The organism is Enterobacter nematophilus, assembly GCF_026344075.1.
Classification (GTDB): Bacteria; Pseudomonadota; Gammaproteobacteria; order Enterobacterales; family Enterobacteriaceae; genus Enterobacter; species Enterobacter nematophilus.
On record NZ_JAPKNE010000001.1, the window covers coordinates 131927 to 146838 of the forward strand.

Annotated in this window: 12 protein-coding genes and 1 pseudogene; 11 read left to right on the plus strand and 2 right to left on the minus strand. The window is 58.2% G+C overall.

Annotated features, from left to right (window positions below; translation table 11 throughout):
• Nucleotides 1–33: 33 nt before the first annotated feature.
• Nucleotides 34–2148: a TonB-dependent receptor PqqU gene (pqqU, locus tag OSH03_RS00645; protein ID WP_266177955.1), complete on the minus strand. Its 2115-nt coding sequence runs from the start codon at nucleotides 2146–2148 to the stop codon at nucleotides 34–36.
• Between the two features lie 243 nt (nucleotides 2149–2391).
• On the opposite strand from pqqU, the gene yncE reads away from it, so the two are divergent.
• Nucleotides 2392–3453 (plus strand): 7-bladed beta-propeller protein YncE, encoded by a 1062-nt coding sequence (gene yncE / locus OSH03_RS00650; RefSeq protein ID WP_266177956.1) that lies wholly within the window; start codon nucleotides 2392–2394, stop codon nucleotides 3451–3453.
• A 51-nt stretch (nucleotides 3454–3504) separates the two neighbouring features.
• Here the strand turns inward: yncE and ansP are convergent, their stop codons facing one another.
• Entirely contained in the window at nucleotides 3505–5001 is a 1497-nt protein-coding gene (gene ansP, locus OSH03_RS00655; protein ID WP_153655812.1) for an L-asparagine permease, read from the minus strand.
• Between the two features lie 417 nt (nucleotides 5002–5418).
• Between ansP and OSH03_RS00660 the strand changes: the two genes are divergently transcribed.
• The 10 genes and pseudogenes from OSH03_RS00660 to OSH03_RS00705 all read left to right on the plus strand — a co-directional run bounded on the left by OSH03_RS00660 (nucleotide 5419) and on the right by OSH03_RS00705 (nucleotide 14848).
• Complete coding sequence (locus tag OSH03_RS00660) at nucleotides 5419–5958, plus strand: AAA family ATPase (RefSeq protein ID WP_253542136.1); 540 nt, start codon at nucleotides 5419–5421, stop codon at nucleotides 5956–5958.
• Nucleotides 5959–6068: 110 nt separating this feature from the next.
• Entirely contained in the window at nucleotides 6069–7070 is a 1002-nt protein-coding gene (locus OSH03_RS00665; RefSeq protein ID WP_266177957.1) for an LLM class flavin-dependent oxidoreductase, read from the plus strand.
• Nucleotides 7067–8188, plus strand: a complete 1122-nt coding sequence (locus OSH03_RS00670) for an amidohydrolase (RefSeq protein WP_266177958.1) — start codon at nucleotides 7067–7069, stop codon at nucleotides 8186–8188. Before OSH03_RS00665 ends, OSH03_RS00670 begins: the two co-directional genes overlap by 4 nt.
• A 16-nt stretch (nucleotides 8189–8204) precedes the next feature.
• Nucleotides 8205–10468 (plus strand): annotated as a pseudogene (locus OSH03_RS00675) (NtaA/DmoA family FMN-dependent monooxygenase).
• A gap of 9 nt (nucleotides 10469–10477) precedes the next feature.
• Nucleotides 10478–10987, plus strand: coding sequence for a GNAT family N-acetyltransferase (locus OSH03_RS00680; protein WP_266177959.1), 510 nt, complete (start codon nucleotides 10478–10480; stop codon nucleotides 10985–10987).
• 9 nt (nucleotides 10988–10996) lie between these two features.
• Nucleotides 10997–11923, plus strand: a complete 927-nt coding sequence (locus OSH03_RS00685) for an amino acid ABC transporter permease (protein WP_266177960.1) — start codon at nucleotides 10997–10999, stop codon at nucleotides 11921–11923.
• Entirely contained in the window at nucleotides 11907–12680 is a 774-nt protein-coding gene (locus OSH03_RS00690) for an amino acid ABC transporter ATP-binding protein (RefSeq protein WP_266177961.1), read from the plus strand. The genes OSH03_RS00685 and OSH03_RS00690 overlap by 17 nt, the downstream gene beginning before the upstream one ends.
• An 89-nt stretch (nucleotides 12681–12769) precedes the next feature.
• Nucleotides 12770–13387, plus strand: a complete 618-nt coding sequence (locus OSH03_RS00695) for a glutathione S-transferase family protein (RefSeq protein WP_253542128.1) — start codon at nucleotides 12770–12772, stop codon at nucleotides 13385–13387.
• 37 nt (nucleotides 13388–13424) lie between these two features.
• Nucleotides 13425–13655: a tautomerase PptA gene (gene pptA, locus OSH03_RS00700; RefSeq protein ID WP_028013275.1), complete on the plus strand. Its 231-nt coding sequence runs from the start codon at nucleotides 13425–13427 to the stop codon at nucleotides 13653–13655.
• Between the two features lie 191 nt (nucleotides 13656–13846).
• Entirely contained in the window at nucleotides 13847–14848 is a 1002-nt protein-coding gene (locus OSH03_RS00705; protein ID WP_266177962.1) for a Kdo(2)-lipid IV(A) acyltransferase, read from the plus strand.
• The last annotated feature ends 64 nt before the right edge of the window (nucleotides 14849–14912 follow it).

The following is a 14912-nucleotide window of genomic DNA, read 5'->3' on the forward strand; positions in this document are numbered from 1 at the left end:
TATTTTCTATATAAAATAAACTTTACTTTTTTCTTACTCGAATCGATAAGAAACCGACAGGCCCACACCGTAGTTACGGCCAGGCGCTGGCTCGTAATAACGCCCGTTGGATTCGTTGACAATAACCGAGCCAGCGTACTCTTTGTCGAACAGGTTATCTACGCGGCCAAAGACGTCCATCCCCCAGCTGCCGTAGTTGAATTTATACCCGGTATTCAGCCCGACCACCGTGTACGACGGTGCCTTCGCCGTGTTCTCGTCGTCTGCCATGATATCGCTCATATAGCGCACGTCCGAGCCCGCGTACCAGCCTTCTTCAGGCTGCCAGCCAAACGACGCATAGCCCATATTGCGGGCAATGCCCGGCATACGGTTGCCGTTACAGTCCGCGTCGCCGCAAACATTGGTCCGGTAGGTGGCATCAAGATAGGTCCACGCCATTTTCAGCTTCCAGCTCTCAGCGAACTGCTGATCGAGAGACACTTCGACTCCCTGACGACGGGTTTTCCCGGCATTTTTATAGCTTGTGCGGCCGCCAGAGCTGGCATCCACCACGATCTCGTCATCCGTATCGGTGCGGAACAGCGCTGCCGTCAGCAGGCCATTGCCAATGCGGGTTTTGCTGCCCACCTCATACGTGTTGTTCGTGGAGGGCTGCAGGCCAATGTTCAGGCCGCCCTGGTTATCGGCGCGATACGAGAGCTCGTTGATGGTTGGCGTTTCGAAGCCACGTCCTGCGGCAGCGTAGAGGTTCCACGCGTCCGTCACCGCATACTTCACGGAGCCCGCCGGGAGCCACTTGTGATAGCTCGCGTCACCGCTGTCGTCGCCGTTGCCCGGCGTAACGTAATGGTCGTTGGAATCAAACCAGACCGAGCTGTAACGCACGCCCGCATCGACGGACAGTTTCTCCGTCAGCTGCCAGCTGGTCTGCAGGTAAGGGTCAACGTTCCACATCAGGTTACGTTCGTTCCGGCGTTTATCACCCTTCACGCCGTACTCCGGCACGCCGTTGTTCATCACGAAATTCTCGTACCCGCGGCGGTCTTCGCTCATGTTTTCATAGTTCAGACCGGTGGTGAAGGTGACCGGCACCAGCAGCTCGCCGCGGTGCGTCCAGCGGGTATCAACCCCCTGATAATGACGCTGCATATCGATCACGCCGCCGGAGTGAGAAGGCCTCAGCTGCGGCTGATAGGGAATCGACTGGTACTGAGTCATTTCACGCTCGCCGGCGTACATCATCACGCTGAGATCGTCCTGAGCGCTAAGCTGGCGGTCGTAACGCAGCCCCGCCTGAGTCTGCTTGATGGTCTTGCGCGTGTTGTACTGATCGCCACGCGGGGACTGACGCGGGTTGTCCTGCCACTCCTGATAGCTCAGCCCGCCCGGATCGTTGGCCTTCATGTCCACGCTGTTAAAAATCAGCGTCAGCTTGCTGGCGTCGTCAATGCGTACGCCCAGTTTGGCGTTCGCGAGATTCTTCCGCGCGCCGCTGTGGTCGCGGTAGCCTTTAGTGGTGAAGCGGGTGGTGGATACGGTGTAATCCACGTCCCCCGCGTGCGTCCCGTCACCCATTGCGCCGGTGGCTTTCATGCCGTAGCGCCATGTTCCGTAACTGCCGTAATAGCTGCTCGCCTCGATGGTCGGCGGCTGCTGTCCGGTTTGCGTATTGATGTTAATCACGCCGCCAGAGGCGTTGCCGTACAGGGCGGAGAAGGGACCGCGCAGCACCTCAACGCTGTCAATGCTGGAGAGATCGATGTTGGAGGTCTGGCCCTGTCCGTCCGGCATGGTGGCTGGAATACCGTCGACATACATGCGAATGCCGCGCACGCCAAACGTTGACCGGGCACCAAATCCGCGCATCGAAAGCTGGAGATCCTGAGCATAGTTCTGACGGTTCTGAATCTGTAGTCCCGGAACGCTGCCAAGCGATTCGGAGAGATTAATGCGCGGCGCGGCGTGGCGCATATCGTCGCCATTCACGACGCTGACCGCCGCCGGAGTATCAAGCTCTGATACGGTTTGCGGCGTGGCGCTGACGATCATGGTCTGTTCCTCTGCGCTTATCGCGCTTAGAGGCGCAAAAACAACGGGAACCAGCAGCAGCGGGAGAGATGCCTTACGGGCAGATATGATTTTCATGAGTAAAACCGGTTGTGATGTATAAACGAACCAAATGGAACATGTCCATACATGTTAAAGGTTTTGTAAATGTTTTGAAAACTATAACCGCACATTGCGTTAATGAAAGGCAATAGGGAAAAGAAAAACTCCACTTTTAACTTATTAATGATTACTATTCTCATTATCAAAACGGCAATGCCATGACGTTGCCAGCCGGAAGCGATGTCAGCAGTACCCCCAATTTTCAAAAAAGGAATTGTTATGTCTTTACGCCATCTGTGCTCGCCACGCCTGAGTACGTCTCTGCTGTCTGCCGCTTTACTGTTTGCCGGAACCTTCCAGGCGCATGCCGCCGAAGAGATGCTGCGTAAAGCGGTGGGTAAGGGTGCCTATGAAATGGCGGTCAGCCAGCAGGAGAACGCGCTGTGGGTTGCGACGTCGCAAAGCCGTAAACTCGACAAGGGTGGCGTTATCTATCGCCTCGATCCTGCCACGCTGGAGGTGACCCAGGCTATTCATAGCGATCTCAAACCGTTTGGCGCCACCCTCGACGGCGCGACGCAAACCCTGTGGCTGGGTAATACAATCAACGGCGCGGTGACGGCCATTGATGCGAAAACGGGCGACGTGAAAGGGCGTCTGGTACTTGATAGCCGCCAGCGCAGTGAAACCGTCAAGCCGCTGCAGCCGCGCCAGCTGGTGGCGGATGACGCGAGCAACACGATTTACATCACAGGTGTCGGCAAAGAGAGCGTGATTTGGGTCGTGGATGGCGCAACGCTGAAGCTGAAAGAGACCATTGCCAATACCGGCACGTACAGCACCGGTCTGGCGCTGGATGCAAAGGCGAAACGCCTCTACACCACCAATGCAGACGGTGAGCTGGTCACCATTGATACCGCCACCAACAAAATCCTGAGCCGTAAAAAAGTGCAGGACGATGGAAAAGAGCACTTCTACCTGAACCTGAGCCTGGACACTGCCGGTCAGCGCGCGTTCCTGACCGATTCAAAACAGCCGGAAGTGCTGGCGGTGAGCCTGAAAGACGGGAGCGTGATCGAGAAGATCGCCGCGCCTGAATCGCTGGCCGTTCTGTTTAACCCGGCGCGCAATGAAGCCTACGTGACGCACCGCGAGGCCGGCAAGGTGAGCGTGATTGACGCGAAAACCTACAAAGTGACCAAAACGTTCGATACGCCGGTCTATCCGAACAGCCTGGCGCTCTCGTCGGATGGCAAAACGCTCTACGTGACGGTGAAGCAGAAATCTACCCGCCAGCAGGAAGCGACCCAGCCTGACGACGTGATTCGTATCGCGCTGTAATATAAAAAAAAGGAAGGCATAGGCCTTCCCTTTTTAATGCTTTCTTGATGCTTAACGCGAGGTCTCTTCCACCAGCGGCGCGTCGTGTTTTTCATCATCCGGATGAACCGGCGCGGTGCTGTGAATTTCGTGAACGCGCTTACGCACGCCGAACCAGCCAGCGATCAGCAGCACGGCCAGCAGCGGGATGGTGGCAATGGTATAGGTGCCGTTCGGGTAGTCGAACGCCATCAGCACCAGCACGCTGAACAGGAAGATCAGGGTGAGCCAGGAGGTCACCGGCGCGCCCGGCAGCTTAAAGCTGATATCTGCGGCTTTACCTTCTTTAATGGCTTTACGCAGACGCATCTGGCAGACCACGATAAAGGCCCAGGAGGCGATAATCCCCAGCGCGGCCACGTTCAGAACGATCTCGAAGACCTGTGACGGCACCAGATAGTTCAGGAATACGCCGAAGACGTACACCACCAGCGTGGCCAGAATGCCCGCGTAAGGTACGTGCTGCTTGCTCATCTTCGACATGAACTTCGGCGCGGAACCGCCCATCGACATGGAGCGCAGGATACGGCCGGTAGAGTAAAGACCGGAGTTCAGGCTGGAGAGCGCCGCCGTCAGCACCACGATGTTCATGATGCTGCCCACGTAAGGCACGCCGAGCTTCGAGAAGAAGGTGACGAACGGGCTCTGGCCGGCCTGATAGGCGTTCCACGGCAGCAGCAGAACCAGCAGCACCACGGAGCCGACGTAGAACAGACCAATACGCCAGATCACGCTGTTAATGGCTTTTGGCACCATGGTCTGCGGGTCTTTACATTCGCCCGCAGCGGTACCGACCAGCTCGATAGAGGCAAAGGCAAACACCACGCCCTGAACCAGCACCAGCGCAGGCAGCAGGCCGTGCGGGAAGAAGCCGCCGTTATCGGTTATCAGGTGGAAGCCGGTAGCATTGCCATCCAGCGGCTTGCCGCTGCCGAGGAAGACGGTACCGACCACCAGGAAAATCACAATGGCGAGCACTTTGACCAGCGCAAACCAGAACTCCATCTCGGCGAACCACTTCACGCCGATCATGTTCATGGTGCCGACGATCGCCAGCGCGCCAAGGGCAAACACCCACTGCGGCACATCACCGAACGCGCCCCAGTAGTGCATATAGAGCGCAACGGCGGTGATATCGACGATACCGGTCATTGCCCAGTTGACGAAGTACATCCAGCCTGCCACGTAGGCGGCTTTTTCACCGAGGAATTCTCGGGCGTAAGAGACGAAGCTTCCGCTGGAAGGGCGATGCAGTACCAGTTCACCCAGCGCGCGAAGAATAAAGAAGGAGAAAATCCCGCACACCAAATAAACCAGGGCGAGAGCCGGGCCCGCCATCTGCAGACGCGCGCCAGCACCTAAAAACAGACCCGTTCCAATAGCGCCGCCGATGGCGATCATTTGAACCTGACGGTTGCCCATCGCTTTGTGGTAGCCCTCTTCGTGGGAGTTCAACCAGCGACGTTTCGCAGCATGATGATCGGCTGCGCTTTTATTGCTTGTTTTCATTGAGTTACCTGTTTGCCTGTCTGAACCATTATCGTGATAGTCCTGCCTGGCAGAGCGCAATACAAACGATTGCTTCTGCGCAAACACATGCCGCCTTCCCAGTCATTCTGCGTATGGATAAGGCGAAACATGGCGAGGCATCCTACCTGCAATTCATAAGCGACGCAAAATATAACCGTGCCGAAAGTGATGCAGGTCGAAGGAAATCGTGTGGTCAGAGCAGACAAGGATTACAACGCGCTGAATCGTGGCGATTTTTTAGTCAAAACAATTATTGAAGTGCTGCTTTAATCATCAGAATCCCTTAATAATTACATAGGGGTAGAGCGCCAGCCTGCTGCGCTTCACTCGCGTTTCATTAACAAAACTAAAACGATATGATGCGATCCGTTTTTTTCAGCAGGGTCAGGCGGAACGGTGAAAATTAATATTATCGGTACCAGCGGAAGTGGAAAAAGTACGCTTGCCAGACGCATCGCGACGGAGCTGTCGCTCCCGTATATTGAGATGGACAGGCTGTACTGGCGCCCTGACTGGCAGGGGACACCGGACGAAGTGCTGCTAGACACGCTGGAGGATACGCTCGCTGCCACGCCCGGCTGGGTGCTTGACGGCAACTACAACCGCACGCGCCCGGTGAAGTGGCGTGATGTGGATATGGTCGTGTGGGTCGACTGCGGATTCACCCGCACGCTCCGGCAGGCGGTCACGCGCGCATTCAAACGCGCATGGCACCGGCAGGAACTGTGGCCCGGCACCGGAAACCGCGAAAGCTTCCGCCGCTCATTTTTCAGCCGGGAGTCCATCATCATCTGGACAATTAAAACGTGGCGCAGCAACCGCAAGCGTTACGAAGCTGACATGCAAAACCCGCAATACCGCCATATCCAGTTTGTCCGCATCACCCGTCGTCAGGAGGCGGATGCGCTGATTTCATCGCTAAAATCACACCGTTAGCAGGGTTATGCTTTTCTGTTTTCCGGGAAACCAAATGTAAATTAATTGTTTCTCAGTGGTGAAATGCGCCTTTAATAATATCGACATGTTAAGTCAAACGAGAACGCAACATGTCATGGCGAATCAGCATTCTGGATAAAAGCCCCATCGCTGAAAATGAAACGGCTGCCGATGCGCTGGCGCGTACGCTGGCGCTGGCGCAACAGGCAGAAAATCTGGGCTATCACCGCTTCTGGATTGCCGAACACCACAACACGCCACAGCTCGCCAGCCCCTCGCCGGAGCTGCTGATTGCCTGGATCCTCGGGCAAACCACGCGCATCCGCGTCGGCTCTGGCGGCGTCATGCTCCAGCACTACAGCCCCTATAAAGTCGCTGAGAACTTCAACGTGCTGGCCGCGCTGGCGCCCGGTCGCGTGGATCTGGGCGTCGGGAAAGCCCCCGGCGGGCTGCCGCTCTCGACCCGCGCGCTGCAACAGGGGCTGCATCTACATGAAAAAGGCAGTTTTGCCGAACAGCTGGCCCAGCTCGATCGCTGGATCCGTCCTGAAGGTCAGTCTTCGGAGGAAACCGTGCGCGCCACGCCGCTGCCGCCGGTACCTGCCCAGGGCTTTCTGCTGGGCGCCAGCACCGAAAGCGCGCTGCTCGCCGCATCGCTCGACTGGCATTTCGTCTTTGCCGCGCACCTGAACGGCGACCCGGAACTGCTGCGCGAGGTGGTATCAACCTGGCGTAAGAACAGCGCGCGAGAGGTGATTGTGGCGGTGCAGGCGATTGTCGCGCCGACCCATGCCGAGGCGGACGCGCTGGCGCAGAAGGTCGAAGTGTGGGGCGTCGAGCTGGCAAACGGCCAGCGCGTGACCGTCGCCAGCGAGGAACAGGCCTACGCCTTTGCACGCCAGGCGGGGAGCGAGCCGGTGCGCATTGCCCGTCGGGCCCAGTCGCTGCTGGCGGGCACGGCTGAGTCGGTGCTGGAACAGCTCAACGCGCTGCATGAGCAGTGGGGCATTGACGAATTCATCATCGATACGCCGGTCGCGGAGGGGGCAGCGCGCGTGCAGTCCCTGCGTTTGCTGGCCGAGGCGCGTCTTAACAGGGAGGTCACCGCATGAGCTTCGGCGAACAGCTGATTGCCTGGCGCCGCGAGCTGCACCGGAACCCGGAGCTGTCCGGCCAGGAAGTGGAGACCACTGCGCGCCTGCGCCAGTGGCTGACGAATGCCGGAATTCCCCCGCAGCCCTACGACCTGCCGACCGGGCTGGTGGCGGAAATCGGGACCGGTGACAAGCTGATTGCGCTGCGGGCAGACATTGATGCCCTGCCCATTGAGGAGCGCAGCGGCGTGCCGTTTAGCTCGCAGAGGGCGGGCGTGATGCACGCCTGCGGACACGATATCCACACCAGCGTGATCCTCGGCGCCGCGTTAAAGCTCAAAGAGCGCGAAGCCTCGCTCAACGGCCGGGTGCGGATCCTGTTCCAGCCTGCCGAAGAGAATTTTGGCGGTGCGAAGAGCATGGTGCGCGCGGGGGCCCTCCGTGACGTCCGCGCCATCTTCGGTATGCACAACGAGCCCGGCCTGCCGGTCGGTGAGTTCGCCACCCGCGGCGGGCCGTTCTATGCCAACGTCGACCGCTTCGTAATCCGCATTACCGGCAAAGGCGCGCACGCCGCGCGTCCTCACGAAGGCAACGACGCCATTGTGCTGGCGAGCCAGCTGGTGACGGCGCTGCAGAGCGTTGCCAGCCGCAACGTCAACACGCTGGATTCGGTGGTGCTGAGCGTAACGCGCATTGCCGGGGGGAATACCTGGAACGTGCTGCCGGAAAGCGTCGAGCTGGAAGGCACGCTGCGCACCCATCGCACGGAGGTGCAGCAGAACGTGAAGACCCGCGTGGGTGAAATCGCCGCCGGGTTTGCCAGCGCCTTCAGCGCGCAGATTGATATTACCTGGTATGCCGGGCCCACCGCGCTGGTGAACGACGAGCGCTGGGCCGATTTTGCCACCTCGGTTGCCCGTGAGGCGGGGTATGAAACCCGACACGCGGAGCTGCATATGGGTGGGGAAGATTTCGCGGTTTATTTGCAGTCTGTTCCCGGCGCGTTTGTCAGCATCGGCAGCAATAGCCCGTTTGGTTTACACCACCCGGCATTTAATCCGGACGAAGCATTAATTGAGCCCGCTGCCCGCTATTTCGCCCAGCTTGCGGAAAAAGCGCTGCAACACGTTTAATTCTGGAGAGGTAAATATGTCTGCACATCGTCAACTGCGGCTCGGGACCATTTTGCACGGTGCGTCCGGAAATATGTCCGCCTGGCGTCATCCAGCGGCGGTCGCGGATGCCAGCATTAATTTTGAATTTGTAAAAGAGACGGCGTTAAAAGCGGAGGAGGGCAAACTCGATTTTTTATTCGTTGCCGACGGTCTTTATATCAATGAGAAATCCATTCCGCATTTTTTAAACCGCTTTGAGCCGTTAACGGTATTATCCGCGCTGGCAAGCATCACCTCGCGTCTGGGGCTGGTGGGAACCTTATCCACCTCCTACAGCGAGCCCTTTACCACGGCACGCCAGTTCGCCAGCCTCGATCACCTGAGCAACGGGCGCGCGGGCTGGAACGTGGTGACCTCGCCGCTGGAAGGCTCGGCGAAGAACTTTTCCCGCGAAAAACACCCGGAGCATGCCCTGCGCTACCGCATTGCCGATGAGTACCTCGACGTGGTGAAAGGGCTGTGGAACTCCTGGGAAGGCGACGCGTTCATCCGCAACAAAGAGAGCGGGCAGTTTTTTGACCCGGCTAAACTTCACGCCCTGAATCACCACGGTGACTTCTTCAAGGTCGCCGGACCGCTGAATATTGGCCGCACCCCGCAGGGGCGTCCGATTGTTTTTCAGGCGGGCGCGTCGGACGACGGGAAAAGGCTCGCGGCAAAACATGCCGACGCCATTTTTACCCATCACGAAACCTTCGAAGAAGCGAAAGCGTTTTACCGCGACGTGAAGCAGCAGCTGGAAAGAAACGGCCGCCGCGATTCAGATTTGCATATCTGCCAGGGCGTTAGCGTGATCGTGGGTAAAGATGCCGATGACGTGGAAAACCAGTACCAGACCACGGCGGCGCTGGTGTCGGTTACCGATGCCCTCAATTACCTCGGGCGCTATTTTGAGCATCACGATTTCAGCCAGTATCCGCTCGACGAGCCGTTCCCGGATATCGGCGACTTAGGCAAAAACAGCTTCCGCAGCACCACCGATGAAATTAAGCGTAACGCCCGCGAGCGCAACTTAACCCTTCGCCAGGTGGCGCTTGAGGCCGCATCGCCGCGCCCGCGCTTTTCCGGCACGCCGGAGGAGGTCGCCGACGGTTTGCAGGCGTGGTTTGAAGGCTATGCCGCAGACGGCTTCATTATTCAGGGCGGAACGCCGGATACCTTCCCGCGCTTTGTTGACCAGGTGGTGCCTGTTTTACAGGCGCGCGGCCTGTTCCGCACCGACTACCCGGGCACCACGCTGCGCGAGAGTCTGGGCTTAGACCAACCGAAAAACCAGTTCACACAACAATAAAAGAGAACTTCGCTATGCAGAAAACAACGCTTATTCTGGCGCTCGCGCTGGCCTTTACCCCTGCCGTCTGGGCAGAGAATGTGAACATCAACGGCACCGGCGTGAGTATCGAAGCCAATAAAACGCCGATCAACACCGCCAAAAACAGCGATGCCGTGGCGCAGCTGCCGAAAGATTATCGCTTTGCCGTGCCGGGGAAATTTACCGTAGCGGTGGCGGGCCTCAATCAACCTCCGCTGACGGTGTTTTCCGACGACAACAAAACGCTGCTCGGCAGCGAGGTTGACGTCGCCCGTCTGGTGGCCGACAGCCTCGGGCTGGAGCTGAACGTGGTGCCAACCTCCTGGGAAGACTGGCCGCTGGGCGTGGCGTCCGGAAAATACGATGCGGCCATCAGCAACATTACCGTTACCAAAGCGCGCAAAGAGAAGTTTGATTTTGCCACCTACCGTAAGGACTCCCTCGGTTTTTACGTGAAATCGACCAGCCCGATCGAATCGCTTCAGAAGGCGGAGGATATCGCCGGGCTGCGGATTATCGTTGGTTCCGGGACCAATCAGGAGGCCATCCTGCTGGCATGGAATGCTGAAAACCTGAAGAAGGGGCTGAAGCCGTTTACGCCGATCTACACCAAAGACGATGCGGCGCAAATGCTGGCGCTCCAGTCCGGGCGCGCGGATGCCTACTTTGGCCCGAACGTGATTGGCGCATGGAAGGCGGCGCTGACCGGGAAAACAAAGCTGGTCGGCAGCGTCGACGGCGGCTGGCCGAAGGCGGCGCACATTGCGGTGACGCTGAAAAAAGGCAGCGGCCTGGTTGAGCCGGTGCAAACCGCACTGAACGGCGTAATCAAAAACGGCGATTACGACAAAGTGCTCAACCGCTGGGGGGAGGGCGTTGAGCGCATTCCGCAGTCAGAAGTGAACCCGGCGGGGCTGGGCGACTGAGGAGGCGCTATGCGTGAACAATTTCGTGACGTCTCGCCGGAAGATGCCGAACTCCAGCCCGTTATCGAGGGGCTGTTCGGTGAGTACGCCGCGCGCTACGGGGACTACTTTTCCAAAGATGCCGAGGTGGAGCTCACCGAGTGGTATTTAGCGCCGCAGGGGCTGTTTATCGTCCTGGAGCGCGACGGGAAGATTATCGCCACCGGCGCCTACAAGCCCTTCGACGAACGCACCGCGGAAATCAAACGCATCTGGACGGACAAAACCCTGCGTCAGCAGGGGCTTGCCGGGCGCGTGGTGCAGGAGCTGGAGCGCAGGGCGGTGCTGGCAGGCTACAGCAAGATCTACCTGACAACCGGTTTTCGCCAGCCCGAAGCGGTGCGGCTGTACCTCAGCCAGGGCTACCAGCCGCAGTTCGATCTTAATCGCGACCCGGAAGAGTACAGCCAGCCGCCGTTTGACGGTCGGCTGCGCTTCACTAAAACGCTGGTGCGCGAAGCGTTCAGTAAAACCGCATGAGGAACGACGATGAGCAACGTTGAAACCATTAAGGTGGTCCCGGCGCGTTACCCGCTGCGGGCCGTCGGCGCCGCGGTGGCGCTGTTTATACTGGCGGTCGTGGTTCAGTCCGTGGCCTTTAACCCGCGCTGGGAGTGGGCGGTGTTCGCCCGCTGGTTCTTTGACCCGGCGATCCTCGAAGGCGTAGGACAGACGCTGCTGCTTACCCTGATCGGCACCGCGCTGAGCGTGGTGTTGGGCGGCGTGCTGGCGCTGGCGAGACTGTCCTCGTCATGGTTGCTGAGCAGCCTGGCGTGGGGCTACATCTGGCTGTTCCGCTCGCTGCCGCTGATCGTGGTGCTGATCGTTCTCTACAACTTTTCCTATCTCTACGACAGGCTCTCTTTCGGCGTGCCGTTCACCGGCATCACCTGGGGCAGCTTTGAAACCATCAACGTGCTGGGGCAGTTCTCCACCGCCGTGGTGGGGTTAACTCTGGTGCAGAGCGCCTATACCGCCGAGATCATTCGCGGCGGATTCCTCGGGGTCGATCACGGGCAGTATGAAGCGGCTGCCGCGCTCGGCCTGCCGGCCTGGCGACGTACGGTGCGGATAATCCTGCCTCAGGCGCTGCGCACCATTCTGCCGTCCGGGTTCAATGAAATCATCAGCCTCGCCAAGGGCACGGCGATGGTCTACGTCCTGGCGATGCCGGAGCTGTTCTACACCATTCAGATGATCTACAACCGCACGCAGGAGGTGATCCCGCTGCTGATGGTCGGTGCCGCATGGTATCTGGTGATTACCACCGTCTTGTCCGCTATTCAGTACGGTGTTGAACGCGCACTCGCCCGCAGCGAACGCCGCTCTGCGGTTAATCAGAACCGTGTCGCCCGCCGTGCCCGTTCCGTTACCACCACGCCAGCACAGGAGCCTATCCATGCAAGCCTCTCCTGAAGGACGTATCTCGATCACCGGCGTCAGCAAGTATTTTGGTCGCCATAAGGCGCTCGACAACGTTTCGCTGGAGATCCCGCCGGGGTCCGTGACGGTCATTCTCGGGCCCTCAGGCTCGGGCAAATCGACGCTGTTGCGCACCATTAATCATCTGGAGCGCGTCGACGAGGGCTTTATCCAGATAGACGGGGATTACATCGGCTATCGCCGTCAGGGCGATAAACTCTACGAGCTGAAGGAGAAAGAGATCCTCAGGCAGCGCGTCAACGTGGGCTACGTGTTCCAGAACTTTAATCTCTTTCCGCATCTGACGGTGCTGGAAAACCTGATTGAGGCGCCCATTGCGCATAAGAAGCTCAGCAAAAAAGAGGCGGTGGAAAGGGCCTACAGCCTGCTGGACGTGGTTGGGCTGCGGGATAAAGCGGACGCCTGGTCCCGCCACCTTTCCGGCGGCCAGCAGCAGCGTATCGCGATTGCCCGCGCGCTGGCGCTGCGCCCCCGCGTGATGCTGTTTGACGAGCCGACCTCTGCCCTCGACCCCGAGCTGGTGGGCGAAGTGCTGGACGTGATCAAAAAGCTCGCCCGGTCCGGCACCACGCTGGTGGTGGTCACCCATGAGATCGGCTTTGCCCGTGAAGTGGCGGATCAGGTGGTGTTTATGGTCGACGGAAAAATTGTAGAGCAGGGCAGCAGCGACGAGGTATTGAACCGCCCGTCGCACCCGCGAACGCGGCAGTTCCTCTCCAAAGTGCTGTAAGGAACGCTGATGAAACAGGCGGTCTACCCGCCTGGGATAACCTGCTCATGGTGCTCTACACTTAGGGTTTTTATCCCTGAGGGGGCAACATGATGAAACTCTATGGCGTACCCGGCTGGGGCTCGGCGATCGGTGAAGTGATGCTCACCCTGGCTGATATCCCTTATCAGTATGTGAACGTGGACGGGTTTGACCAGCCCGGCCCGCAGCGCGAGCTGCTGCAAAAGCTCAATCCGCTGTGTCAGGTGCCAACCCTGGAGCTGGAAAATGGCGCGATCGTGACCGAAACGGCGGCGATTGCCCTGATGGTGCTCGACCGCTGTCCCGATCTCGCCCCGCCCGTGGGGCAGGCTGAGCGCCAGCAGTTTCAGCGTCTGCTTATCTGGTTCGTGGCGAACGTCTATCCCACCTTTACCTATGCCGATTATCCCGAACGCTGGGTGCCCGATGCGCCGGAACAGCTGCAGAAAAACTGCATTGAATACCGGAAATCCCTCTATCTGTGGTTTGAAAATCAGCTCAAGGCCGACCCTTTTGCGCTGGGTGAACGGCTGACGCTGCTGGATGTATATATAGCGGTGGCGCGCACATGGGGGCCTCGCCATGAGTGGTTTGCGACGAATACGCCGAAGCTTACGGCGATTGCGGATACCGTGTGTCAGCTGCCGGAACTGCACAAGGTGTTAAAGGCAAACAACATTATCTGATAACGTGGAATGCTCATACATAACAGGAAGCCTGCATATGCCACACGTAGATATCAAATGTTTTCCCCGCGATCTTAACGACGAGCAAAAAACCGCGCTGGCGGCAGATATCGCCGAGGTGATTATTCGCCATTTCAACAGCAAAGACGGTTCAGTATCGGTTGCGTTGAACCAGGTGAACCCGGAAGACTGGAAAGCCCAGGTATGGGATACCGAAATAGGACCGAAGCTGGACGAGTTAATTAAGAAGCCCGGGTATTCAATGTAATTTTTGGGGCCGGGTAGCGTCGTCTTACCCGGCTTCTCCTGACTCTCACACCCTCATTTCGCAAAAAACGATAAAAGTGAGTTTTATCTTATCCGTTACACTTAAGGTTTCTGACTGACATTTAATAAATCCTTAGGAAAGATCTCCATCAGAATCAATTAAGGACAGCAACGTTAAAGGATAATTTTCTCATGACAAAATTACCCCGGTTTTCACCCGCCTTTTTCCACCCTCGATACTGGCTAAGCTGGACAGGCATCGCCGCGCTGTGGCTCATCATGCTGCTGCCTTACCCGCTGTTGTTCAGACTGGGACACAGCCTGGGGCGGTTAGCCATGCGTCTGCTGCCTCGCCGCGTCGAGATTGCCCGCCGCAACCTGGAACTTTGCTTTCCGCAGATGAAAGCAGAGGAGCGTGAATCTTTGCTGCAGCGTAATTTTGAGTCCGTGGGGATGGGGGTAATCGAAACCGGTATGGCGTGGTTCTGGCCCGAGCGGCGGGTGCGGAAATGCTTTACCGTGACGGGTTATGAGCACATGGAAAAAGCCAGGGAGCAGGGAAAGGGTGTGGTGCTGGTGGGGATGCATTTTTTGACGCTTGAACTGGGCGCGCGGATATTTGGCATGCTCAACCCCGGTATTGGGGTGTATCGCCCTAACAATAATGCGCTCCTGGACTGGCTACAAACGCGCGGGCGTCTGCGTTCTAATAAGACCATGCTGGATCGCCATGATTTAAAGGGCATGATCCGCGCCCTTAAGCAGAATGAAATTCTGTGGTATGCCCCGGATCATGACTATGGCAAAGCCAACAGCGTGTTTGCGCCATTCTTCGCGGTCCCGGATGCCGCCACGACGGCGGGCAGCTATATGCTGGTAAAAAGCGCCAAACCTGCCGTGATCCCGTTCGTACCGCGCCGCAGGGCGGACGGTACCGGATACGAGCTGATTATCCTTGAAGATATCAGCGCTTCATTGCAGGGCGCGGATAAAGAGTCTGTCGCAACCCAGATGAACCAGGCGATCGAGCGCGCGGTGCTGATGGCGCCGGAGCAGTATATGTGGCTGCACCGTCGCTTCAAAACGCGCCCTGAAGGCCAGCCGGACAGGTATGCCCGACGCAAGCGCGCGGCATCGCGGGTGGATATCCTCTCCGCCGACGACCTTTCTGACCGCTCGGGGGTTCAGCACTAAAAAACGGGTCTCATCTCGTGCCGGGTGGCGTTGCGCTTGCCCGGCCAACAATGAGCTAAATATC

What these genes read in the sequence shown, in the direction of transcription:
- ansP (WP_153655812.1), bottom strand. Translation starts at nt 5,001, where the DNA reads ATGAAAACAAGCAATAAAAGCGCAGCCGATCATCATGCTGCGAAACGT.
- OSH03_RS00690 (WP_266177961.1), top strand. Translation starts at nt 11,907, where the DNA reads ATGCAAGCCTCTCCTGAAGGACGTATCTCGATCACCGGCGTCAGCAAG.
- OSH03_RS00685 (WP_266177960.1), top strand. Translation starts at nt 10,997, where the DNA reads ATGAGCAACGTTGAAACCATTAAGGTGGTCCCGGCGCGTTACCCGCTG.
- OSH03_RS00665 (WP_266177957.1), top strand. Translation starts at nt 6,069, where the DNA reads ATGTCATGGCGAATCAGCATTCTGGATAAAAGCCCCATCGCTGAAAAT.
- OSH03_RS00705 (WP_266177962.1), top strand. Translation starts at nt 13,847, where the DNA reads ATGACAAAATTACCCCGGTTTTCACCCGCCTTTTTCCACCCTCGATAC.
- OSH03_RS00695 (WP_253542128.1), top strand. Translation starts at nt 12,770, where the DNA reads ATGATGAAACTCTATGGCGTACCCGGCTGGGGCTCGGCGATCGGTGAA.
- OSH03_RS00670 (WP_266177958.1), top strand. Translation starts at nt 7,067, where the DNA reads ATGAGCTTCGGCGAACAGCTGATTGCCTGGCGCCGCGAGCTGCACCGG.
- OSH03_RS00680 (WP_266177959.1), top strand. Translation starts at nt 10,478, where the DNA reads ATGCGTGAACAATTTCGTGACGTCTCGCCGGAAGATGCCGAACTCCAG.
- pqqU (WP_266177955.1), bottom strand. Translation starts at nt 2,148, where the DNA reads ATGAAAATCATATCTGCCCGTAAGGCATCTCTCCCGCTGCTGCTGGTT.
- yncE (WP_266177956.1), top strand. Translation starts at nt 2,392, where the DNA reads ATGTCTTTACGCCATCTGTGCTCGCCACGCCTGAGTACGTCTCTGCTG.
- pptA (WP_028013275.1), top strand. Translation starts at nt 13,425, where the DNA reads ATGCCACACGTAGATATCAAATGTTTTCCCCGCGATCTTAACGACGAG.